Source organism: Microvirga lenta, assembly GCF_020532555.1.
Taxonomy (GTDB): domain Bacteria; phylum Pseudomonadota; class Alphaproteobacteria; order Rhizobiales; family Beijerinckiaceae; genus Microvirga; species Microvirga lenta.
In genome coordinates this window covers 118239-140254 of the sequence record NZ_JAJBBR010000013.1, presented here as the reverse complement: position 1 = coordinate 140254, position 22016 = coordinate 118239, and the positions used below count along the sequence as shown (strand labels likewise).

The window sequence follows — 22016 nt, the reverse complement described above, 5'->3', positions numbered from 1 at the left end:
TCCGTTTTGCCGTTTAATCCCGATTGGACGCGCCCCGCCGGCGCTCCCGAATGCCCGTGAAACACCTCCTTCTCGCAGCAATCACAATTACCGTTCTGGCGTTGATCAGCCTCCTGATCGGCGGCGGCGATCTGTCGCTGGCTGCGCTCCTTTCGCCCCAGGAGGGGCAGTATGCCGCTCAAATCCTCCTGATTTCCCGGATCCCCCGCACGCTCGCCCTCATCCTGGCCGGAACGGCCATGGCGGTTGCCGGGACGATCATGCAGATGCTGACACGCAACCGGTTCGTGGAGCCCTCCACCGCAGGAACCGTCGAGTCCGCGAGTCTCGGTCTCCTCATCGTCACGCTGTTTGCTCCGGAAGCTTCGGTCATCGTCAAGATGCTGGTCGCCGCGGGCTTCGCTCTGGCAGGTACCGCCTTGTTCCTGCGCATCCTGAGGCTGGTGCCTCTCCGCTCCGTGCTGACCGTGCCGCTGGTCGGCATCATGCTGGGTGGCATCATCGGCGCAGTTGCCAATTTCATCGCCTACCGGTTCGATCTGCTGCAATCCCTGAACGCCTGGACGACCGGAGACTTCTCAGGCGTTCTGCGCGGCCGTTACGAGCTGCTTTGGATCGCCTTTGCCCTCACCCTTCTGGCCTATCTCGCCGCCGACAGGCTCACCCTGGCCGGCATGGGGCGCGACTTCGCCACCAATCTCGGTCTGCGCTACCGGAGCGTCGTATCATTCGGCCTCGTCATCGTTGCGATGGTGACGGCCACCATCGTGGTCACCGTCGGCATGCTGCCGTTTCTTGGTCTGGTCGTCCCGAACGTGGTCAGCCTTCTGATGGGTGACAACATGCGCCGCTCCCTGCCATGGATCGCTATGCTGGGAGCCGGTCTCGTCCTGGTGTGCGACATCGTCGGGCGCGTGGTGTACTACCCCTACGAAATTCCCATCGGGACAATCATGGGAATTGTCGGTAGCGCCCTGTTCCTGCTCCTCCTGCTCAAGGGGCGCGAACGTCTTGCGTGAGAACAGAGCGCCGATCCGTGTTCTCCTGATCCTGGCTGCCGTCGCAGCGGGCGTCATCGTGCTTTTCATGACGCTGAACGCCAGGGGGCGCTGGGACTTCATTCTGCCCTTCCGCGGTACGAAAGTTCTATCCATGGTCCTGGTGGCCCATGCCATCGCGGTCTCGACCGTCCTGTTTCAGACGGTGAGCCACAACCGGATCCTGACGCCCTCGATCATGGGTTTCGACGCGCTCTACATCCTCATCCAGACGGGGCTGATCTTCACCATCGGATCCGCCCGCTTGACGATGCTGGATCCGCGCCTCCTGTTTGCCTTCGAAGTGACCGCAATGATGGCATTCTCCAGCGCGCTCTATCGCTGGCTGTTCTCCGGCGGGAGCCGCAGTCTCCATCTGCTCGTTCTGGTGGGCATCGTCTTCGGCGTGCTGTTTCGCAGCCTTTCGAGCTTCATGCAGCGGATCATCGATCCGAACGAATTCGTCCTGCTGCAGGATCGCCTGTTTGCGAGCTTCAACAGCGTCGAGAGCGATCTCCTTGCGGTCGCCACAGGCGTGATCCTGGTCGTGTCGATCATCGGGTGGCGGCTCATGGGTGTTTACGACGTGCTGGCCCTCGGCCGGGAGACCTCCATCAATCTCGGCGTCAACCACAACCGGGCGGTCACCACCGTCCTCATACTGGTGTCGGTTCTTGTCTCGGTGTCCACCGCCCTGGTGGGGCCGGTGACCTTCTTCGGGCTGCTTGTCGCAAACCTCGCTTATCAGCTGGCCGGAACGCACAAGCACCGCTTCGTGCTGCCCGTCGCAGTGCTGTTGGCCATTGCTTGTCTCGTCGGGGGCCAGCTCATCCTCGAACGGGTTTTCGCTTTCGATACGGCTCTGAGCATCGTCATCGAGTTCGTGGGCGGGATCGTCTTCCTCGCCCTGCTGATCAGAGGAACTGCCCGTTGATCGAAATTTCCAACATTCGCAAGGCCTATGCCGATACCATCGTCGTGCGCGATGTGTCGCTGCAGATCCCGCGTCGTGGCATCACGTCCATCATCGGGTCCAACGGCGCCGGCAAATCCACGCTCCTGTCGATGATCAGCCGCCTTACGCCCATGACGGCCGGAACGGTGACGGTCGACGGGCTCGACGTCACCAAGACGCCGTCTGACGTCCTGGCGAAGCGTCTGTCCATCCTCAGGCAGGACTACCGGATCGGTTCGCGGCTGACCGTCAGGGATCTGGTCGAGTTCGGCCGGTATCCGTATTCGAAGGGCCGTCTCACGGCCGAGGACCGCAGTCAGGCGGACAAGGCAATCGGATTCCTTGGCCTCGAGGCGCTCGCCGACCGTTTTCTCGATGAATTGTCAGGCGGGCAGCGGCAGCGCGCCTACGTGGCCATGGTGCTCTGCCAGGACACGGACTATGTCCTCTTCGACGAGCCGCTGAACAACCTCGACATGAGGCACGCCGTCGGCATGATGAAGCTGCTGCGGCAGGCCGCCGACAATCTCGAGAAGACGATCGTGCTCGTCCTCCACGATATCAATTTCGCCTCCTGCTACTCTGACTACATCGTTGCCATGCGCGACGGAGTCCTCATCCGACATGGTTCTCCGGATGAGATCATGACGCGCGAGGCAATCCGTGAAGTCTACGATATGGACGTGGACATCCGCGATATCGATGGGCGGAGAATTGCGGTTTACTACACCTGATCCGGATCGCCCCATCGGGGCTTGCTCCATCGCCTGATCCGGATGCGCGCAACGGTCAGGCTGGCGAACCTCGCCCGCCGACCCACGATTCGGAATTTGGGAAGATCAACAGCCGGCCGCGCCTGTTTCCTGCGCTTCGATCCGGCCCGCCCGGGAAGCAGGATCAGCACCTGCAGCGGCTAAGTTGTCGAAGAAAATGGTGGGTGATGTAGGGCTCGAACCTACGACCCGCTGATTAAGAGTCAGCTGCTCTACCAACTGAGCTAATCACCCGTCGCCGAAGCGATTTCAGTGGGGTGCGATCCCCGCTGAAGAGGCCGTGCGTGTAACAAACCGTTCGGCCTCTGTCTACCCCGTTCAGAGAGGTTTTTTTGTCCCAGGCGGCAAAATCTAAATCTGCCGCAGGAAAACTGTCGCACCGCGTGCTTCGAGCCGGCCTCGTCCGACCAAAGAGACGCGAAGTTTCTCCAGGCGCCCGTCTCCGGACCGGCGCCTGGTTGCGCAAGAGCTACTCAGCCGCATACTGCGCGTGGAGGCGCGCACCGCGGCTGATGAGCTTGTTGAGAGCGCCGAGATAGGCCTGAGCCGAGGCCACCAGGGTGTCCGGATCGGCGGCGCGGGAGGTCACGCTGCGATTGTCGGCGGAGAGCCGTACGGAGACCTCGGCCTGGGCATCCGTTCCTTCCGTCACCGCGTGCACCTGATAGAGCTCCAGCACGGCCTCGTGAGGCACCAGGGCCTTGATGGCGTTGAAGGTGGCATCCACCGGACCGTTGCCCTCCTGCTCCTCCGTGACGACCTTGTCGTCGATCTGGAGCTTCATGGTGGCGCGCTGCGGGCCGCGGGTTCCGGCAACGACCGAGAGGGAAACCAGCTTGATCCGGTCGTGGGCCATGGCGATGTTCTGATCGACCAGGGCCTCGATGTCCTCGTCGTAGACGTGCTTCTTGCGGTCGGCGAGATCCTTGAAGCGCTCGAAGGCATCCTGGAACTGGTTGTCGGACAGCTTGTAGCCCAGCTCGTCGAGCTTGTTGCGGAAGGCCGCCCGGCCGGAATGCTTGCCCATGACCAGATTGGTCTTGGAGACGCCGACGCTCTCCGGCGTCATGATCTCATAGGTCTGGGCGTGCTTGAGCATCCCGTCCTGATGGATGCCGCTCTCATGCGCGAAGGCGTTCCGTCCGACGATGGCCTTGTTGTACTGGACCGGGAACGAGGTCGCGGCCGCCGCCAGCTTCGAGGCGCGGGTCAGCATGGCCGTCTCGATGCCGGTCTCGTAGGGCAGCACGTCGCCGCGGGTGCGGATCGCCATCACGACCTCTTCCAGCGCGGCATTGCCGGCCCGTTCGCCGATGCCGTTGATGGTGCACTCGATCTGGCGTGCCCCGCCCTCGAGCGCCGCCAGGGAGTTGGCGACGGCCAGGCCCAGGTCGTTGTGGCAATGGGCGGAGAAAACCGCCTTGTCGGCATTCGGCACGCGTCCGCGGATGGCCCGGAACATCTCCCGGTACTCGTCCGGGGTGGCGTAGCCCACCGTGTCCGGCAGGTTGATCGTGGTCGCTCCGGCCTTGATGGCCGCCTCGACGCAGCGGCACAGATACTCGATGGAGGTGCGGGTCGCATCCATGGCCGACCACTCGATGTCCTCGACGAGGTTGCGGGCCTGGGTCACCGTCGCCGTGATGATCTCCAGCACCTCCTCCTCGGTCTTGCGCATCTGATGCGCCAGATGGATGGGAGAGGTGGAGACGAAGGTGTGGATGCGCGGGCGCACCGCGTGGCGCACGGCCTCGCCGGCGCGATTGATGTCGGCGGAAATGGCGCGGGCAAGGCCGGCCACAGTGGCATTCTTCACCCGCTTGGCGATGAGCGACACCGCCTCGAAGTCACCGTTCGAGGCAATCGGGAAGCCGGCCTCGATGATGTCGACCCCCATGGAGTCGAGCAGGTCGGCCACTTCGAGCTTCTCTTCGAGGGTCATGGTGGCGCCGGGGCATTGCTCGCCGTCGCGCAGGGTGGTGTCGAAGATCAGAACGCGGTCCTTCGAGGAGCCGGCGGCGGAGGAAATGGTCATCGGTCTAGTCCTTCTCGGGGCGAGCGATCCACGCGCTCAAGGTTGTTCCTGTTGTCCAGAACCCCTGAGAGCCCAGGCATCAAAGCCCAGCCGACCCTCAGGGGCGACTAAGGAGAAGGAGGCCAAGGAGACGCGCGCGGGCGGCCGCTGAAGCGGGGCCGATCATCCATGCGCCGGGGGAGCCGATTGTCATCGCTTCCCATTCCTCCTCAAGGTCGCGGTTACGCCGCGAACGGTGTCATTGGTTGTAACGACGCTTCGAAACGATGGCAAGAGAATGACATAAACGAAAAGTCCGGGGCGGCGCTCCGTGCGGAAGATGGTCTTGATCGCCGCAAGCTTGGCCTTATCTCCCCGCCGAGTTCAACAGGAGACCGTTCGAATGAAAACCCTGATTCGTCCCTTGTGGATTGCAGGTGCAGCGGCACTGTCTCTGGCGGCCTGCAATCAGACGGCGCCCCCTGCCCCGGGCAGCGCAAGCGTCACCCCCTCCAGCTTCCGCATGCCCGAGGGAACGGGCTGCGCGGGCGAGGTCGCCCGCTACAGAGCCGTCATGGACAACGACCTGGCCATGGGCCACGTCAATCACTCCGTCTATGGCCGTGTGTCGCGGGAGATCGACCAGGCCTCCTCCGCCTGCGCGGCCGGGCGCGATGCGGAGGCGATCCGGATGATCAGGGCCGCGAAGTCCCGCTACGGCTATAGCTGACCGAAGCTCCAGCGGAAGAAGGACTGCAGGAAGAGCGGCATTTTCTGCGGCTCGATGTCGTCGGGTCCGCGGATGATCCGCACATCTGACAATTCCGGAGGATCCTGCAGGGCGATGACCCTGCGGATCCTGTCCGCCCCCTCCTCCGCCGGGAAGGGAAGCGTCACCATGCGCATCATGGCGACCGCGGGCCAGCGCTCCACGACGATCCAATCGTCCGCCACGCGATAATCGCCTTCGCTCAGGCCCGTTTCCTCGTGGAGTTCCCGGGTCAGGCTCGTCGCCAGGTCGACCGTGCCGTCGGACCGGAGATCGGACAGGTCCGGCGTCCCGGCCGGGAAATAGATGCGGCCGGCATTCGCCGTATGCTCGTGCATGACGCCGCAGAGGAAGGCGCCGTCGGAGCCGCGCAGCGCCCCCATGGCAAAGCCGTTGGCCACGCTCCTGTCCGGATTGCCGAAATCGATCCAGGCGACGAGGCTGGCATAATCGACCTCGAAATACGTGTTGATGCACCGCTCCGGCGTGAGGTCCACATCGCGCAGCATCAGGACACGCCCGTTGAACATCTTCGGCGTCTGAGCCTTGCGACGCTGCCAGTTGGCCTCGATGCGCTCCCTGTTCTCACTCGCCCAGGGCCACTCCATGGGCTCCAGGCGCGCCTCGACATGCGCGACCCGCGTGATGCGCAGATCCCGCTCCATCACAGGAGTTCGCCGCGGCTGACCATGACGGCCTGGCCGCCGATCTCGGCGGAGACGAGGGCGCCGTCCTTGATCACCATCTGAAGGGAGATGATGCTCGGGCGCCCCATCTCGAACCCCTGCTCGATGACGATGTTGTGCTCGCCGTCGCCGAGGGGTTCGCACTGCATCAGCGCCCCTGCGAACGACGCCGCGGCCGACCCGGTCGCCGGATCCTCCACGATGCCCATGCCGGGCCCGAACATGCGGGCGCGAAAGCGCAGATCCGCCGCGTCCGGAACGCGGGCATAGACATAGGCTGCCGGGTGGTCGCTGTCGCCGAAGGCCTTCTCGAAAGGCTCGCCCTGCGGTCGCGCCCGCGCCAGGGCATCGAGAGAGGCGACAGGCACGAGGTCGTATGCGACGCCGGCGGAGTGGCGGCTCGGAACATGCCGGTCGAAGCCGATCTCCGTCGGATCGAGCCCCAGGCCCCAGGCGCAATCGCTCGCCTCCTTGCCCTCGCCCCAGGTGAAGGGCAGGCGGGGCAGGCGGAAGCGCGCCGCTCCCTTCGTTCCGCTCTCCACCTCGACCACGCAGGGAACGATGCCGACCTTCTCCTTGAGACCGAACGCAACGGCGCCGGCGCCGTCCGTCCCGTCCATCAGAGCCAGGAGCACGGCAGTGCCGACGGTGGGATGGCCGGCGAAGGGCAGTTCCCGTACCGGCGTGAAGATTCGGATGTCGGCGCGCTGGCGCGGCTCCGTCGGAGGCAGGACGAAGACGGTCTCGGAGAGATTGAACTCACGGGCGATCGCCTGCATGCCGTCGTCGTCGAGGCCCTCCGCATCCAGCACGACCGCAAGCGGGTTTCCGGCGAAGACATCGCCGGTGAAGACGTCGAGGGTGACGAAGCGACGGGACATGGGCATCAAACCTCTTCGGCGGTGAAGCGATAGGTGGGGGAAACGAATTCGTCCTGCGCCGCAATGGTCAGGATTTCGCGGGAGCCGGCCTCTTCCGTGCGCTTCAGCAGCCCGTAGATGGAGGCGGACGCCTCCGCAAGAGCCGCCGAGGCGGACCGGGTGCGGGCATAATGGACGAAGAAGAGGGCCGCGACGGCATCCCCCGCGCCATTCACGCTCAGGGACAGCTTGGGCGTGCGGATGCGCCAGAATCGGCCTCCCTCCCCCGCGAGCAGGTCCACCGAGTCGGATGGGGTCTCCTTCGTCTCGACCGAGGTGACCAGCACGACCTTGGGACCCAAGGCATGCACGGCGCCGATGCCCTGCTTGACATCCGCCAGGGACTCGCTCGTCAGCCCGGAAAGGTAGTCGAGCTCGAACTGGTTCGGAGTGACGATGTCGGCGGCAGGCACGGCCTGCTCGCGCATGAATTCCGGGATTCCGGGGCGCACGAAGACGCCCCGTCCCACATCGCCGATCACCGGGTCGCAGCAATAGAGCGCATCCGGGTTGAGCGAGCGGACCCTCGCGACCGCCGAGAGAATGGCGTTGCCGATATCGGCAGACCCCATATAGCCGGAGAGCACGCCGTCGCAGCGGCCGAGGACGCCGCGCTCGGCGATTCCCTCCACCAACTCCTCGATGGCCGGTCCGTCGAACACGCGCCCCTTCCAGGAGCCGTAGCCGGTATGGTTCGAGAACTGGACCGTATGGATCGGCCATACCTCGACGCCGAGGCGCTGCATTGGAAAGACTGCGGAAGCATTGCCCACATGACCGTAGGCGACGTGCGACTGGATCGAGAGAACATTCATGGTTTCAGCCCCCTGTCCCATCCGGTTAGCGCATCCGCGGCCCAGCTACAAATTGCGTAATGTGATCGGATCCATCACAGGGCTATAGGCAGGCCCGCCCCATATTCTGATATGCAGCCCGCATCAGGGGCCACGCGAACCGGAGCGGTTAATGGATCTCGACGCCATCAGGAGCGCCGTCATCGGCTTTGTTCAAGCTCACCAGGGCTTGGCGCCCTTCGTCCTCGCCCTCATGACATTCGGTGAATCGCTCGCCTTCGTGTCTCTCTTCCTGCCGACGATGACCCTTCTCATTGCGGTGGGCTTCATCATCGCAGCTGCCGACATTCCCTTTTGGCAGGCCTGGATGGGCGCCGTGGCCGGCGCTTTCCTCGGCAACTGGCTCTCCTACGAGATCGGGCGGCACTACAAGAAGGCTGCGTATGAGGTCTGGCCCCTTTCGCGCAATCCGCGACTGACGCAGCGCGGAGAGGACTTCTTTCAGCGTTTCGGTCCCTGGGCGGTCTTCCTCGGGCGCTTCTTCGGCCCCATCCGCGCCGTCATCGCGCTGATCGCCGGGATCTTCGTCATGCCCGCCCCCTTGTTTCAGGCCGCCAACATGGCGTCGGCCTCGGTCTGGGCCTTTCTGGTGCTCGCCCCCGGCGCAGGACTCGCGCACTACCTCCTGTGGTAGGAAACCGCAGGAACCGAGCGCTCCAGCCTTCATTAACCTCCCACATCGAAGGAGGAATCCGATGGGTAAAGGTAAGATGAACGGCGACAACTCGGCCGACAGCAAGGATCCCAGCCGCTTCACGCGCGGCTCCGGCGGCACGATGAAGAACCGCAACGATCCGGGCAAGCAGGACAACAACAAGGCCCAGAACACGAAGAGCAACCGTCAGTGAGGCGGCGAGGGCTCCCACCGGAGCCCTCTCTTTTCGAACAGGTGGCAATGACTTTCCGTAATGCTACATCTTTAATGTTGTAACGTTATGGAAATGCCGCCATGCGCTCCCCGCGCCCGGATTCGTATGATTGGTACGACGACGCCCTCGAAGCGCCGCCGGAAATCGATGCCGCCGTTGCCGGCCTGCCGGAATCTTGGTGGGACTACGACTGGTGGATGGCCGGGATCGCTTATTCCGCCCTGTGGCTGCTGGAGAGCTGGACGTCGGGCGGAGCGGCGGCAGGTGCCAGGAGCCTCGTCAACATGGCCTATGGCGCGCTGACCCTCTCGCTCGTCCTGGTCTGTTGCTATGCTCTCTTCAAGATCTGCAAACCCCTGTCGGAGCGCCTCGGACAGGTGGTCTGTGTCGCAGCCGCCATTGCCCTGCTCCTGGCGCACAGCTTCTCGGCCAGCATCTGACCGTCCCCTGCATGAAATGAAAAAGGGCGGGTGATCCGCCCTTTTCCGTCGTCTGCTGTTGCGCCGATCAGTTCCGGCTCTTGTCCACCAGAGCCTTTTCCTTGATCCACGGCATCATGCCGCGCAGCCGGCTGCCGACATCTTCGATCGGGTGGGCGGCGTTGCGGGCGCGAGTGGCCTTGAAGGAGGTCTGGTTCACCTTGTTCTCGAGCATCCAGTCGCGCGTGAACTTGCCGGACTGGATGTCGGTCAGGACGCGCTTCATCTCGGCCTTGGTCTCGGGGGTGATGATGCGCGGACCGGTGACGTATTCGCCGTACTCGGCCGTATTCGAGATCGAGTAGTTCATGTTGGCGATGCCGCCCTCGTAGATGAGGTCGACGATCAGCTTCACTTCGTGCAGGCACTCGAAATAGGCCATCTCGGGGGCGTAGCCCGCCTCGACGAGGGTCTCGAAACCCGCCTTGATGAGCTCCACGAGGCCGCCGCAGAGCACCACCTGCTCGCCGAAGAGGTCGGTCTCGCACTCTTCCTTGAACGTGGTTTCGATGATGCCGGCGCGCCCGCCGCCATTGGCCGAGGCATAGGAGAGGCCGAGGTCGTGGGCGTTGCCCGTGGCGTCCTGGTGGATCGCGATCAGGGTCGGCACGCCGCCGCCGCGCAGGTACTCCGAACGGACCGTGTGGCCGGGCCCCTTGGGAGCCACCATGAGCACGTCCAGGTCCTTGCGGGGCTCGATCAGGTTGAAGTGAACGTTGAGGCCGTGGGCGAAGAGAAGCGCTGCCCCCTGCTTCATGTTCGGGTGCAGCTCGTCGCGGTAGATGTCGGACTGCAGCTCGTCCGGGGTCAGCATCATGACCACGTCCGCCCATTTGGCGGCCTCGGCCACTTCCATGACCTTGATGCCTTCCTTCTCGGCCTTTGCGGCGGAGGGAGAGCCCTTGCGAAGCGCAACGACGATGTCCTTGACGCCCGAATCGCGCAGATTGAGCGTGTGAGCATGCCCCTGGCTGCCATAACCGACGATGGCGACCTTCTTGCTCTTGATCAGGTTGATGTCGGCATCGCGATCGTAATAAACGCGCATGGCTGCCTTTTCCTCTAACGTTCGTTTGTGTCGATTTGCCTCAGATGAGCCGAGGCTTGCGGGATGCGGCTTCTTAGCGACCTCTTGTTTCAAAGGGAAGCTATGAAACTGTTATTTTTGTTCGTATTCATGTTATTGTGTTTGCGTTTGCGTTGTGGCGTCTCCTGGGTTAATTGGCCGAAAATGTTATCACCTTAAGGGGGAAGTTATGCCTAAAATCGACGTCTCTTTCATTCTGCTCTCCGTCCTGTGCCTGATCGTCGGCATCGCGATGGGAATCGTCATGGGCGCCGCCCACGATTTCACCTTCACGCCCGTGCACGCACACCTCAACCTTCTCGGCTGGACGAGCCTCGCCCTGTTCGGCTTGGTCTACAAAAGCTATCCGGCCCTGAAGAATTCGTGGCTCGCCAACACGCACCTGATCCTCTCGGGCTCGACGGCGGTCATCTTTCCGGTCGGGATCTATGTGTCGATCGCCCATCAGAACCCCGCCCTCGCGATTGCCGCTTCCTTCGTCGCCCTGGCGGGCATCCTCGTGTTCTTCGCCAACCTGGTGCGCGTCTTCTTCTTCGCGGAGAAGGCCACTCCCACGGCGGAAGAAGCACTCGCCTGATTGAATTGTCTGCGGTGTTGTGGAGAAATGAGCGGCATGGACCAGCTCGTTTCTCCCGACACAGTCATCCGGTTCTGGCGAGATGCCGGACCCGAAAAGTGGTTTGCCAAGGACGAGGCCTTCGACCAGGCCATCCGCGACCGCTTTCTTCCCACCTACAGAGCCGCCGCGAGAGGCGACCTCAACGAGTGGGAGCTTACGCCGGACGGCGCACTCGCCGTCGTCATCCTCCTGGACCAGTTCCCGCGAAACATGTTTCGCGGAACGCGCGACACCTACAAGACCGATCCCGTCGCGCTCATGGCCGCGGACCGCGCCATCGAGAGGGGTTTCGACATGAAGGTCGATCCTTCGCTCCGCCGCTTCTTCTATCTCCCCTTCATGCACTCCGAATCCCTGCGGCACCAGGAGCGCTCGGTCGCTTTGAACGAGGCCCTGGGCGAGGAGGATTCGATCAAGTGGGCCCGGCACCATCATGACATCATCGCCCGCTTCGGCCGCTTCCCTCACCGGAACCACATCCTCGGCCGCGAGAGCACGCCCGAGGAGGAAGCGTTCCTGAAGGAAAGCGAATTCAGGGGCTGAAAGCTCACATGCCTTCCGCACCGCGCGCCATGGCGGCGACACCGGTGCGGGAGACCTCCACGAGGCCGACGGCCGTCATCAGCTTGATGAAGCGCTCCACCTCCTCGGTCGTGCCCGTGAGCTCGTAGACGAAGGAGGTGAGCGTCGCATCCATGGTGCGGGCGCCGAAGGCAGAGGCGAGCCTCATGGCCTCCACCCGGTGATCGCCCTTGCCGACCACCTTCACGAGGCAGAGCTCACGCTCCACCGCATCCCCGCTCAGCGTGAGGTCCACGACCCGGTGCACGGGCACGAGGCGCTCGAGCTGGCTCTTGATCTGCTCGATGATGCTGTCGGTGCCCGTCGTGACGATGGTGATGCGGGAAATATGCGCCTCGTGCTCCGTCTCGGTGACGGTCAGGCTCTCGATATTGTAGCCGCGGCCCGAGAAGAGCCCTGCAATGCGCGCCAGCACACCCGGCTCGTTGTCGACGACGATGGCGAGAGTGTGCCGGTTGACGGGTTCGATGCGGGTGGCATCAGGATAGTGAGTGCTCATCTGGGTCATGGCTCGTGCGTTCCGGGGCTTCTTCTAGTCTCAAGCGGCTTGGCGATAAACCTCGATCGGGTCCTCATCGACCTCATCGGCGTCGACGATCCACGATTCTTTCAGAGCGGCGGAGCGCCACTCGCGGAATACCGGCAGGGAAAGGACGGCATCCAGGTAAGCCTGCGTCGCCTCATCGACGGCAATCGAGTAGGTGTCGAGGCGCGTGACGAGGGGCGCGTACATGGCATCCGCCGCCGAGAACGCGCCGAAGAGGAACGGGCCTCCCGCACCGAAGCGCTCCCGCGCCTGGCTCACGATTTCGCTGAAGCGGGCGACGTCGCGGGAGACCGCCTCGCCCCTGTCTTTCGCTGCAAATCTCTTTCCGAGATTCATCGGGCAGGCGGAACGCAGGGCCTGAAACCCGGCGTGCATTTCGGCCGCGATGGAGCGCGCCATGGCCCGAGCCTCGATATCGGCGGGCCAGACCTGAACACCATAGGCATCGCCCACGTGCTCCATGATGGCGATGCTCTCCCACACGGTGATGTCCCCGTCGATGAGGATCGGCACCTTGCCGGCAGGCGAATGCTCCAGGACCCGCGCCTTCGTGTCCGGCTGGTCCAAGGGAATGAGGATCTCGTCGAACGCGATGCCGAACTGCTTCATGAGCAGCCACGGCCGAAGCGACCAGGACGAGTAGAGCTTGTTCGCGATGACGAGGGTGGGCATGTCTCAGCACTCCTCCCCTCTCCCGGGTGGGAGAGGGGCTCATTTCCGATCAGACCAGCATCTTGCCCTTCTCGTCGATCACGGAGCCGATGTCGGTGCCCGTCTCGCCGAGATAGTCGTTGAGCAGCATCTCGTTGTGAGCCTTGCCCGACGGGATCATGGGGAAGCAGTTCTCGGTCTTGTCGACGATGCAGTCGAAGATCACCGGACGATCCACGTTGATCATCTCCGTGATGGCCGCATCGAGATCGCCGGGATTGTCGCAGCGCATCCCCACGCCCCCATAGGCTTCGGCGAGCTTCACGAAGTCGGGCAGCGATTCCGAATAGCTCTGGGAATAGCGGCCGCCGTGCAGAAGCTCCTGCCACTGGCGCACCATGCCCATATACTCGTTGTTGAGGATGAAGATCTTCACCGGCAGGCGGTACTGCACGGCCGTCGACATCTCCTGCATGTTCATGAGGATCGACGCCTCGCCGGCGATGTCCACCACGAGCGCCTTCGGATTGGCGAGCTGCGCGCCGATGGCGGCGGGCAGGCCGTAGCCCATGGTGCCGAGACCGCCCGAGGTCATCCAGCGGTTCGGGTCCTCGAACTTGAAGTACTGGGCCGCCCACATCTGATGCTGCCCGACCTCGGTGGTGACGTAAGTCTCCCGCCCCTTGGTGAGCTCGTAGAGACGCTGGACCGCGTATTGCGGCTTGATGGTCTCGGTCGAGGGCCGGTAGGCGAGGCACTTGCGCGCACGCCAGCCGTCGATCTTCTCATGCCACTCCTTCAGGGCGACCTTGTCCACCTGCGGCGCGCTCTGGCGCCACAGGCGCACCATGTCCTCCAGAACGTGAGCGCAGTCGCCGACGATGGGGATGTCGACCTTCACGGTCTTGTTGATGGAGGACGGATCGATGTCGACGTGGATCCGCTTCGAGTAGGGCGAGAACGCATCGAGACGTCCCGTGATGCGGTCGTCGAAGCGGGCGCCGATATTGATCATCACGTCGCATTCGTGCATCGCGAGGTTGGCCTCGTAGGTGCCGTGCATCCCGAGCATTCCGAGGAATTGCGGATCGGAGGCCGGATAGGCGCCAAGCCCCATCAGGGTCGAGGTGATCGGGAATCCGGTCAGGCGCACGAGCTCCCGCAGCAGGGCCGCCGCGTGCGGACCGGAATTGATGACGCCGCCGCCCGTATAGAAGACCGGCCGCTTGGCACTCGCCATGAGATCGATCGCGGCGCGGATCTTGTCCATGTCGCCCTTCACCGTCGGCCGGTAGGTCTTGTGCTGGTTGTTGACGGGGCGCGCGTAGATGCCGGTCTTGAACTGGATGTCCTTCGGCAGATCGACCACCACGGGGCCCGGGCGGCCGTTCGAGGCCACGTAGAACGCCTCGTGCAGGATGCGCGGCAGGTCCTCGATCGACTTGACCAGATAATTGTGCTTGGTGCAGTGGCGCGTGATGCCGACCGTGTCGCATTCCTGGAACGCGTCCGAGCCGATGAGGTGCGTCGGCACCTGCCCGGTGATGCAGACGATGGGGATCGAATCCATCATGGCATCGGCCAGGCCGGTCACCGCGTTGGTCGCCCCGGGACCCGACGTCACCAGCACCACGCCGACCTTGCCGGAGGAGCGGGCATAGCCCTCCGCAGCGTGAACGGCGCCCTGCTCATGGCGAACGAGGATGTGCTGCACCTTATCCTGATGGAAGAGCGCGTCGTAGATGGGCAGAACCGCTCCGCCGGGATAGCCGAAGATATGCTCGACCCCCTGATCCTGCAGGGCGCGGATCACCATTTCGGCTCCGTTCATCATCTCGCTCATGTCACTCGCTCCGTCGGGTCTGTCTCAAGGTGCTGGAGGAATTCTAGGCAATAAAAAAGGCCCCTGAGGGGGCCTGTGCGCCATCGCCGGACCTGCGGGTCAATCCCGCTCCGTCGATGGCGCTCGTACTACGAGAATAAGCTTGCGCATTTGTTGCGACACTCGTTTCAAAAGTTGCGTTGACGCTAAACGATGTGACTCATTCGGTCAAGCGGGGTCGATTTTTGCGATGAATGGCCCAGCTTCTACTCTAGTCTAGGTGGATTTCGATCAAGATTGTCATGAACGCGACTGTATCATCGGCCGGCATTTCCATGACCGGCTCGCGCCTGACGGCCCGGGCGCTGCTGCTCGGTGACCGGCTCGACGTGGCGGGACTGGAGCGCAGCGACCTCCTCTCCTCCACCCCCATCGCCTTCCGGGCCGGGCAGGAAGGGTTCGTGGCCCTGTTCCGCTTCGGCGCCATCGTCCTCGTCGGCCTCACCCCCCTGGAGGAGGACGACGTGATCCGCAGCCTGCGCCAGCGCATCACCGGCGAATTCGCCCGGCGCGAGGAGGAGACGGCCATCATCGAGCTCTCGCCCGACAAGGACGACCAGATCCCTCCGGGCGGGCCGATCTATCTCAGGACGCTTTCCACAGAGCGCCTCATCGTGATCGCCGATGCGCTCTCCAAGAGCGTCTCCCTGGCCCGCGACGAAAAGGAGGCCGCCGCCGTCTTCGACGTCATGGAGCCCTTCGCGCGCCATCTGGCCGAAAAGGGCCGCCGCCCCGGCGGACGGCGCGAGATCGTGAAGCATGTGGGCCATGCCCTTCTCGTCCGGCAGCGGGTGTCCGGCCGCGTCGCCGTGGAGGAGAAGCCCGACGTGCTTTGGGACCGCCCCGACCTCGAGCGCCTCTATGCCCGCCTGGAGGACGAATACGAGTTGAAGGAACGCGCCACTTCGCTCCACCGGAAGCTCGAGGTGATCGGCGATACGGCCCAGGCCCTTACCGACCTCATCGATACGGAGCGCTCGCTCCGGCTCGAACTGATCATCGTTCTCCTGATCGTGTTCGAGATCTTCATCACCTTCTACCAGATGTTCACGGGCTGGCTCGGAGGGCATTGAGGCGGGACAGGACGGTCTCATATCCCCGCTCCGGCTCCACCCAGGTCCAGTCCGGCAGCTGGTGCCGGAACCAGGTGAACTGGCGCTTCGCATAGCGCCGTGTATCCCCCTGCCCCCGCTGGATTGCCTCGTCGAGACCGATCTCTCTCCTCAGGTGGGCCAGAAGCCCGGGAACACCGTGGGCGCGCATGGCGGGCAGCATGGGGTCGAGGCCGCGCTCGCCGAGGCGCTTGACCTCGTCGAGAGCCCCCTGCTCCATCATGGCAAGGAAGCGGCTGTCGATGCGCCGGCGCAGGTCTTCGCGCTCCGGCGCCAGGAAAACCTTGATCACCGGCACCCGGCTCAGCGGCCCGGGCTGGCGTGCGCCGTGGAACGAGACGAGGGGCTGGCCGGTGGCGGCGAAGATCTCGAGCGCACGCTGCACCCTCAGCCGGTCCGAAGGGCGAAGGGTGCGCCCCGTCTCCGGGTCCCGCTCCATCAGGAGGCGGTGGAGCTCCGGCGTCTCCAAGCCTTCGCTCTCCCGCCGCACCTGATCCCGGACATCGTCCGGGACGGCGGGAATATCGGAAAGCCCCTCCGTCAGGGCCTTGAAGTACAGACCGGTTCCGCCGACGAAGATCGGCACCTGTCCCTCCACCTCCCGCAGGGTGGCGACGGCATCCGCCACGTACCGCCCGACGGAGAAGTTCACCGCGGCATCCACATGGCCATAGAGGCGGTGGGGCGCCTGCGCCTCCTCCTCGGGCGTGGGCCGGGCGGTGAGGACGCGCAGATCCCGGTAGACCTGCATGGAATCGGCGTTGATCACCACGCCGTTCAGGGCCTGCGCCAGTTTGATGCCCAGAGCGGACTTGCCTGAAGCGGTCGGCCCTGCAATGAGAACCGCGCCGATCCGAACCTCACTCACCTTCCGGTCCCCACGATGGCATCCTCCTCCGACCTCCTCGTCGCGACCCTCGTCGCCAACCCGCTCCAGCCCGCCGTGACGGACGACATCGTCGCCCTGGCCGCACGGGCGCTCGGACAAGAGACGGAACGCTCCGTTCTGGCAAGGGGGATTGCGGCGGATCTGGTCCTCACGGCACCGGCCGACGCCAGGGCCGTGGACGCTGCCCTGCGCGAGGCGCTGCAGGACCAGCCCATCGACATCGTGGTCCAGCCCCTGAACCACAGGCGCAAGCGCCTGTTCTTGGCGGACATGGATTCCACGATGATCGAGCAGGAGTGCATCGACGAGCTGGCCGATTACGTCGGGCTGAAGGCGGAGGTTTCGGAGATCACCGAGCGCGCCATGCGCGGCGAGATCGCCTTCGAGCCGGCCTTGCGCGAGCGTGTGGCCCTGCTGAAGGATCTTCCCGTGGGCGTGGTGGACGAGATCATCGCCAGCCGCATCACCCTCACCCCGGGCGGACGCGCCCTGGTGCGGACCATGCGGGCGAACGGAGCCTATACCTGCCTCGTCTCCGGCGGATTCACCCTGTTCACGGGGCCGGTCGCCGCGAAGATCGGCTTTCACGAGCACCGCTCCAACCACCTGATCGTCGCGGGTGAGAGACTGGCCGGCCAGGTCGAGGAGCCGATCCTCGGCCGCGAGGCCAAGCTCGCGACGCTGGTCGAGCTGCGCGACCGCTTCGGCCTGGCGCCGCAGGAGACCATGGCGGTCGGCGACGGCGCCAACGACCTCGCCATGCTGGGAGAAGCCGGCCTCGGGGTAGCGTTCCGGGCCAAACCCGCCGTTGCGGCGGCAGCTCATGCCCGCATCGACCACGCAGACCTCAGTGCGCTGCTCTATGTACAGGGGTACGGCGAAGCGGACCTCCGGACGAACGAGCTCCGATAAGCTCCTATAGGGAAAGACGTTTATCGACAGGTTACGGTTAAGCTTGTTGCTTTATGAAACTGGATAACGTAGTTGTTAGGCGTATTTTCCTTTCAAGGAACGCGCCATGCCGACCCCAATCAACGGTACCGCCGGAAACGACCTCCTCGTCGGCGGCAATGGAAACGACATTCTCGATGGGGGCGCAGGCTCCGACCAGCTTTATGGAGGTGCCGGCGACGACACCTATATCTGGGATCCTGTCTCCGGCGGGCGTGATTGGCTCGCCGATGAGGAGGGAATCGATACTCTTCACATCGATGCTCTTCCATCCGCACTGACCCTCTCGACTACGCTGAACGGCAACAGTCTGCGGATCCAGTTCGGCCATACGGCCCATCTCGACATCGCCCAGTATTTCGACACCTCCGTTACCGGTGCGCACATCGAGAAGATCGTTTTTGCGGACGGCACCGTGTGGACGCGCCAGCAGGTCATAGCCGCACTGACCGGGCCGTTGCTCCCAGAGGCAAATTTCGCACCCGAGATCATCCGGCTGGACGGCGGCAGGGTGATGGAGGGAAGCGCCACGGTCGATCCCGTAGTCGGCTGGATCCGCGCCCATGACGAAAATGGCGATGCGCTGACCTACACGCTCGTTAACAATGCCGGCGGCCGCTTCTACATGGAAGGGAACGCCATCCGCGTCGCCGACTGGAGCCTCATCGATCACGAGACCGGGCCCAGCCATGAGGTGCGCGTGCGCGTTACGGACACGGCAGGCGCCTCTACGGAGCAGGCTTTCTGGATCATGGTTCTCAACCGCGAAGACGAGCCGGCTCCGCCTCCACCGCCTCCTCCGCCGCCGGAGAACCGCACTCCGACCGTGATTTTCACTCCCAATACAATCAGCGAGGACAGCCCGGCCGGTGCGAATGCTGGTACCTTCAGCATCGCGGATCCTGACGGCGATGCCGTGTTCATCGAGCTGACCAACAACGCCGACGGCATTTTCGCGCTCGAGGGCAATCGCCTGCTGGTTGTGGACCCGTCCCGCCTCAATGCGGAGACCGATCACCAGATTGATGTTCGGGTGACGGACAGCCGTGGAGCAATCGTGCTCCAGCACATCGAGATCGACGTCGTGGAAGGCGAAACCCCGCCCCCACCGCCGAACCGTGCCCCCAACGACCTGTGGCTCCACGCGCCGGATATCCCAGAGGGTGCCACGGGCGGTTATGTCGTGGGTCAGATTTTCGGCTTCGATCCGGACGGTGATCCTCTCACCTACACCATTCCAACCGATGACAGCGGTCCTCTCATCATCCAGGGCGACAAGATCGTTCTGCGGGACGGCGTCATCCTCGAGGGAGGCTCGCCCATCCGCTTTTCCCTCAAGGCGTCCGACGGTCGCGGCGGGAATCTGGTACGGGAATTCTCCATTAACGTGATCGATGCGCCGGAGAACCCGCCCCCGCCCCCGCCACCTCCTCCTCCTCCGCCGGAGAACCAAGCTCCGACCGTCGTCTTCAACGGCCGCGAGATCAGCGAGGACAGTCCTGTCGGCGCCGAGGTGGGGACCTTCGAAATTGCCGACCCTGACGGAGACGCGGTCTCCATCGAGATCACCGATAGCGCCAACGGCATCTTCGCGATCAGCGGCAACCGCCTCTTGGTGGCGGATCCCACACGCCTGGACGCCGAGACCGACCATGAGGTCAGGATTCTCGTCAAAGATAGCAGGGGTGCCGCCGTGACCGAGATTATCACTGTCGATGTCGCGGAAAGCGAAGGCGAGAACCCGCCACCTCCCCCGCCGCCGGAGAACCACGCCCCATCCGATATCATCCTCTCGGACACCTCGGTGGCAGAGAACAGCGAGAACGGCACCGTAGTCAGCCTTCTGATCGGCCGGGACGAGGACGCGGGCGACACGCTGACCTACACCCTGCTCGACAGCGCGGAGGGGCGCTTCGCGATCATCGGCGACGAGCTGGTGGTGACGGACGGGACAAGGCTCGACCATGAGGCTGCAGCGTCTCACAGCATCAAGGTGCAGGTGACCGACTCTCAGGGCGCCAGCATCGTCCGGAGTTTCGCCATCCAGGTCGAGGATGAGCTGGATGAGACGGCGCCGGGCAGCGGCGAGAACGACACCATCATTGGCGGCGTCGGAGAGGACGATCTCTCCGGCGGCGGCGGCAAGGATGTGCTCACCGGCGGCGCAGGCAACGATACGCTCGACGGGGGCGCCGGCGCCGACAGGCTGTTCGGCGGCAAGGGCAAGGACGTCCTGTCCGGCGGCGGCGGCAAGGATGTGCTCACTGGCGGCTCCGGAAAGGACGTCTTCGTGTTCGACACCAAGCCCAGCCGTTCCAACGTGGACCGCATTACCGACTTCTCCGTGAGGGATGACACCATCCACCTCGCCAAGGCCGTCTTCAAGGCCGCGGGCCGGAAGGGCAAGCTCTCGGAGGATGCGTTCTGGATCGGATCGACCGCTCACGACGAGAGCGACCGCATCATCTACAACGCCCGCAACGGCAAGCTCTACTACGATGCCGATGGAACCGGCGATAAGGCGGCAGTGCAGATCGCAATCCTGGGCAAAAACCTGACGGCGATGTCGCACACGGACTTCCTGATCATCTGATCCTCAATCCAGGGACTCAACGGAAGAGGGCCGCCGGGCCCTCTTCTCGTCTTTGCAGAGTTCCACGGGCCCAGAATCGCCATACAGGTGTATTGCGCGGTGTGGACGAGATCCAAGCATCAAGCCCACGGCCTCATGCCACATTCATTCAACAAAAAAGGCGGCCGAGGCCGCCTTTTTCATGTCTGCCTTTTCTAGGCGCCCTACTCGATCGAGAGCGCGACGAAGCGGACTTCGCCCTGGGCGTTGGCGATGAGCAGGAGCGCGGACTTGCGGCCCTGCCCCTTGAGGTCGTCGATCTTCTTGGTCACGTCCGCCGGAGACGAGACCGGCTCCTGATTGACCTCGACGATCACCTCGCCGGCCTGGATCCGCTTGTCGGAAGCGGCCGAGTTCGGGTCGACGCGGGTGATCACCACGCCCTTCGTGTCGTCCTTCAGGCTGTAGCGGCGGCGCATCTCTTCCGTGATGCCGGACAGGTTCAGGCCGAGAGCCTGACGCGTCACCGTGGGGGTTTCCGTCGAGGGCTGCTGCAGGCTGGCCTGCTGCTCGCTGTCCTCCAGGCGTCCGAGAGTGACCTTCTTGGTCTCCTCGGTGCCCTTGCGGACGATCACCACGTCGACTTCCTTGCCCACGGGGGTCGAGGAGACGATGCGGGGCAGGTCGCGGGAATCCTTGACCTCCTTGCCGTCGAAGCGGACGATCACATCACCCACTTCCAGACCCGCAGGCTTCGCAGGCCCCTTCTCGTCGACGCCCGCGATCAGCGCGCCGCGCGCCGTTCCGAGGTTCAGGGCTTCGGCCGTGGCATCGTCCACGTTCTGGATGCGGACGCCGAGCCAGCCGCGGCGGGTTTCGCCGAACTCGCGCAGCTGCTCGATGATCGGCACGGCCGACGAGGACGGAACCGCGAAGCCGATGCCGACGGAGCCGCCGGTAGGCGAGAGGATGGCCGTGTTGATGCCGATCACCTCGCCGTTCATGTTGAAGAGCGGCCCGCCCGAATTGCCCTTGTTGATGGAGGCGTCGGTCTGGATGTAGTTGTCGTAGGGGCCGGACTCGATATTGCGCCCGCGGGCCGAAACGATGCCCGCCGTGACGGAGCCGCCGAGGCCGAAGGGATTGCCGATCGCCATGACCCAATCGCCGGGCCGGATGGTCTCGGAGTCACCGAAGCGCACCGCCTTCAGGGGCTTGTCCGACTTCACCTTCAGCACCGCGAGGTCGATCTTGGAATCCTTGCCGACGATCTCGGCCTTGAGACGCGTCCCGTCGGAGAAGATCACGCTGATGTCATTGGCGTCGCCGATCACATGGTTGTTCGTGACCACGATCCCCGAGGGATCTATGACGAAGCCGGAACCCAGCGAGTTGGAGCGGCGCGGGCGCGAGGGGGTGCTGTCCCCGTTGGGACCGCCCTGCTGACCGCGCCTGTTGAAGAACTCCTCGAAGAGGTCCTCGAAGGGGGTGCCCGGCGGCAGTTGCGGCAGGGTCCGGTTACGGGCTTCGACCGTGGTCGAGGCGGAGATGTTGACGACGGCGCCGGTGACCTCCTCAGCCAGATCGGCGAAGGATTCCGGCGCGGAACGGGCCTGGGCCGGCAGCGGCATGGTCGCTGCAACGAAGGTCAGAACCGCAAAGCAGGACGCGGCCAGCCTGCGCAGCAGGCGCTGCTGGACCGCGGGCTCGGAAAGCACCGGCGCGCTCATGACTTGGGTCATTGATGATCCTCTCTCGGAGAATATGA

General features: G+C 64.1%; 22 protein-coding genes and 1 tRNA gene. 12 read left to right on the top strand and 11 right to left on the bottom strand.

The window, feature by feature from the left end; genetic code table 11:
* Window positions 1-56 precede the first annotated feature (56 nt).
* From LGR44_RS18620 to LGR44_RS18610, 3 genes are read left to right on the top strand one after another with little or no spacing between them, the layout of a single operon-like run.
* The gene (locus LGR44_RS18620) at window positions 57-1019 is read left to right on the top strand and encodes an ABC transporter permease (RefSeq protein ID WP_404809952.1); all 963 of its coding nucleotides are present in this window, start codon (window positions 57-59) and stop codon (window positions 1017-1019) included.
* Entirely contained in the window at window positions 1012-1971 is a 960-nt protein-coding gene (locus LGR44_RS18615; RefSeq protein ID WP_404809951.1) for an iron chelate uptake ABC transporter family permease subunit, read from the top strand. The genes LGR44_RS18620 and LGR44_RS18615 overlap by 8 nt, the downstream gene beginning before the upstream one ends.
* Window positions 1968-2726 (top strand): iron ABC transporter ATP-binding protein, encoded by a 759-nt coding sequence (locus tag LGR44_RS18610; protein WP_226742212.1) that lies wholly within the window; start codon window positions 1968-1970, stop codon window positions 2724-2726. The genes LGR44_RS18615 and LGR44_RS18610 overlap by 4 nt, the downstream gene beginning before the upstream one ends.
* Before the next feature lie 197 nt (window positions 2727-2923).
* Here the strand turns inward: LGR44_RS18610 and LGR44_RS18605 are convergent.
* Window positions 2924-2999 (bottom strand) — tRNA-Lys (locus LGR44_RS18605).
* Window positions 3000-3234: 235 nt separating this feature from the next.
* A complete protein-coding gene (locus tag LGR44_RS18600) occupies window positions 3235-4800 on the bottom strand; it encodes a 2-isopropylmalate synthase (protein WP_226742211.1) in 1566 nt (521 codons plus the stop codon).
* Window positions 4801-5182: 382 nt separating this feature from the next.
* On the opposite strand from LGR44_RS18600, the gene LGR44_RS18595 reads away from it, so the two are divergent.
* Window positions 5183-5509, top strand: a complete 327-nt coding sequence (locus tag LGR44_RS18595; RefSeq protein ID WP_226742210.1) for a hypothetical protein — start codon at window positions 5183-5185, stop codon at window positions 5507-5509.
* Here the strand turns inward: LGR44_RS18595 and LGR44_RS18590 are convergent.
* The 3 genes from LGR44_RS18590 to pdxY are packed head-to-tail and all read right to left on the bottom strand — an operon-like array spanning window position 5500 to window position 7969.
* Window positions 5500-6213 (bottom strand): NUDIX hydrolase, encoded by a 714-nt coding sequence (locus LGR44_RS18590; RefSeq protein WP_226742209.1) that lies wholly within the window; start codon window positions 6211-6213, stop codon window positions 5500-5502. The genes LGR44_RS18595 and LGR44_RS18590 overlap by 10 nt on opposite strands.
* A complete protein-coding gene (locus LGR44_RS18585) occupies window positions 6213-7121 on the bottom strand; it encodes a PhzF family phenazine biosynthesis protein (RefSeq protein WP_226742208.1) in 909 nt (302 codons plus the stop codon). The genes LGR44_RS18590 and LGR44_RS18585 overlap by 1 nt, the downstream gene beginning before the upstream one ends.
* Window positions 7121-7969, bottom strand: coding sequence for a pyridoxal kinase PdxY (gene pdxY / locus LGR44_RS18580; protein ID WP_226742207.1), 849 nt, complete (start codon window positions 7967-7969; stop codon window positions 7121-7123). Before pdxY ends, LGR44_RS18585 begins: the two co-directional genes overlap by 1 nt.
* 151 nt (window positions 7970-8120) lie before the next feature.
* Here pdxY and LGR44_RS18575 point away from each other — a divergent pair, with 151 nt between their 5' ends.
* The 3 genes from LGR44_RS18575 to LGR44_RS18565 all read left to right on the top strand — a co-directional run bounded on the left by LGR44_RS18575 (window position 8121) and on the right by LGR44_RS18565 (window position 9317).
* Window positions 8121-8642: a DedA family protein gene (locus LGR44_RS18575; RefSeq protein WP_226742206.1), complete on the top strand. Its 522-nt coding sequence runs from the start codon at window positions 8121-8123 to the stop codon at window positions 8640-8642.
* A gap of 61 nt (window positions 8643-8703) precedes the next feature.
* Window positions 8704-8856 carry a hypothetical protein gene (locus LGR44_RS18570; RefSeq protein WP_226742205.1) on the top strand — a complete coding sequence of 51 codons (153 nt, stop codon included), beginning with the start codon at window positions 8704-8706 and terminating at the stop codon, window positions 8854-8856.
* Window positions 8857-8957: 101 nt separating this feature from the next.
* Window positions 8958-9317 carry a hypothetical protein gene (locus LGR44_RS18565; RefSeq protein ID WP_226742204.1) on the top strand — a complete coding sequence of 120 codons (360 nt, stop codon included), beginning with the start codon at window positions 8958-8960 and terminating at the stop codon, window positions 9315-9317.
* Window positions 9318-9384: 67 nt separating this feature from the next.
* On the opposite strand, the gene ilvC is transcribed toward LGR44_RS18565, so the two are convergent.
* Window positions 9385-10404 carry a ketol-acid reductoisomerase gene (gene ilvC, locus LGR44_RS18560; protein ID WP_226742203.1) on the bottom strand — a complete coding sequence of 340 codons (1020 nt, stop codon included), beginning with the start codon at window positions 10402-10404 and terminating at the stop codon, window positions 9385-9387.
* 208 nt (window positions 10405-10612) lie between these two features.
* Between ilvC and LGR44_RS18555 the strand changes: the two genes are divergently transcribed.
* Window positions 10613-11020 (top strand): hypothetical protein, encoded by a 408-nt coding sequence (locus LGR44_RS18555; protein WP_226742202.1) that lies wholly within the window; start codon window positions 10613-10615, stop codon window positions 11018-11020.
* 36 nt (window positions 11021-11056) lie between these two features.
* Window positions 11057-11605, top strand: a complete 549-nt coding sequence (locus tag LGR44_RS18550) for a DUF924 family protein (RefSeq protein WP_226742201.1) — start codon at window positions 11057-11059, stop codon at window positions 11603-11605.
* A 4-nt stretch (window positions 11606-11609) separates the two neighbouring features.
* Here the strand turns inward: LGR44_RS18550 and ilvN are convergent, their stop codons facing one another.
* From ilvN to LGR44_RS18535, 3 genes are read right to left on the bottom strand one after another with little or no spacing between them, the layout of a single operon-like run.
* Window positions 11610-12152: an acetolactate synthase small subunit gene (gene ilvN / locus LGR44_RS18545; protein WP_226742200.1), complete on the bottom strand. Its 543-nt coding sequence runs from the start codon at window positions 12150-12152 to the stop codon at window positions 11610-11612.
* 30 nt (window positions 12153-12182) lie between these two features.
* On the bottom strand, window positions 12183-12863 hold the full coding sequence (locus LGR44_RS18540) for a glutathione S-transferase family protein (protein WP_226742199.1): 681 nt from the start codon (window positions 12861-12863) through the stop codon (window positions 12183-12185).
* 49 nt (window positions 12864-12912) lie between these two features.
* Window positions 12913-14685, bottom strand: coding sequence for an acetolactate synthase 3 large subunit (locus LGR44_RS18535; RefSeq protein ID WP_226742198.1), 1773 nt, complete (start codon window positions 14683-14685; stop codon window positions 12913-12915).
* A gap of 281 nt (window positions 14686-14966) precedes the next feature.
* Between LGR44_RS18535 and LGR44_RS18530 the strand changes: the two genes are divergently transcribed.
* Window positions 14967-15797, top strand: coding sequence for an RMD1 family protein (locus tag LGR44_RS18530; protein WP_226742197.1), 831 nt, complete (start codon window positions 14967-14969; stop codon window positions 15795-15797).
* On the opposite strand, the gene miaA is transcribed toward LGR44_RS18530, so the two are convergent.
* Complete coding sequence (gene miaA / locus LGR44_RS18525; protein WP_226742196.1) at window positions 15772-16704, bottom strand: tRNA (adenosine(37)-N6)-dimethylallyltransferase MiaA; 933 nt, start codon at window positions 16702-16704, stop codon at window positions 15772-15774. The genes LGR44_RS18530 and miaA overlap by 26 nt on opposite strands.
* A gap of 15 nt (window positions 16705-16719) precedes the next feature.
* Here miaA and serB point away from each other — a divergent pair, with 15 nt between their 5' ends.
* Together serB and LGR44_RS18510 are read left to right on the top strand one after the other, a co-directional pair.
* Window positions 16720-17637, top strand: a complete 918-nt coding sequence (gene serB, locus LGR44_RS18520; RefSeq protein ID WP_226742195.1) for a phosphoserine phosphatase SerB — start codon at window positions 16720-16722, stop codon at window positions 17635-17637.
* A 106-nt stretch (window positions 17638-17743) separates the two neighbouring features.
* Window positions 17744-20269, top strand: coding sequence for an Ig-like domain-containing protein (locus LGR44_RS18510; RefSeq protein ID WP_264196619.1), 2526 nt, complete (start codon window positions 17744-17746; stop codon window positions 20267-20269).
* Window positions 20270-20472: 203 nt separating this feature from the next.
* Here LGR44_RS18510 and LGR44_RS18505 read toward each other — a convergent pair whose 3' ends face one another.
* Entirely contained in the window at window positions 20473-21990 is a 1518-nt protein-coding gene (locus tag LGR44_RS18505) for a DegQ family serine endoprotease (RefSeq protein WP_226742194.1), read from the bottom strand.
* Window positions 21991-22016 lie beyond the last annotated feature (26 nt).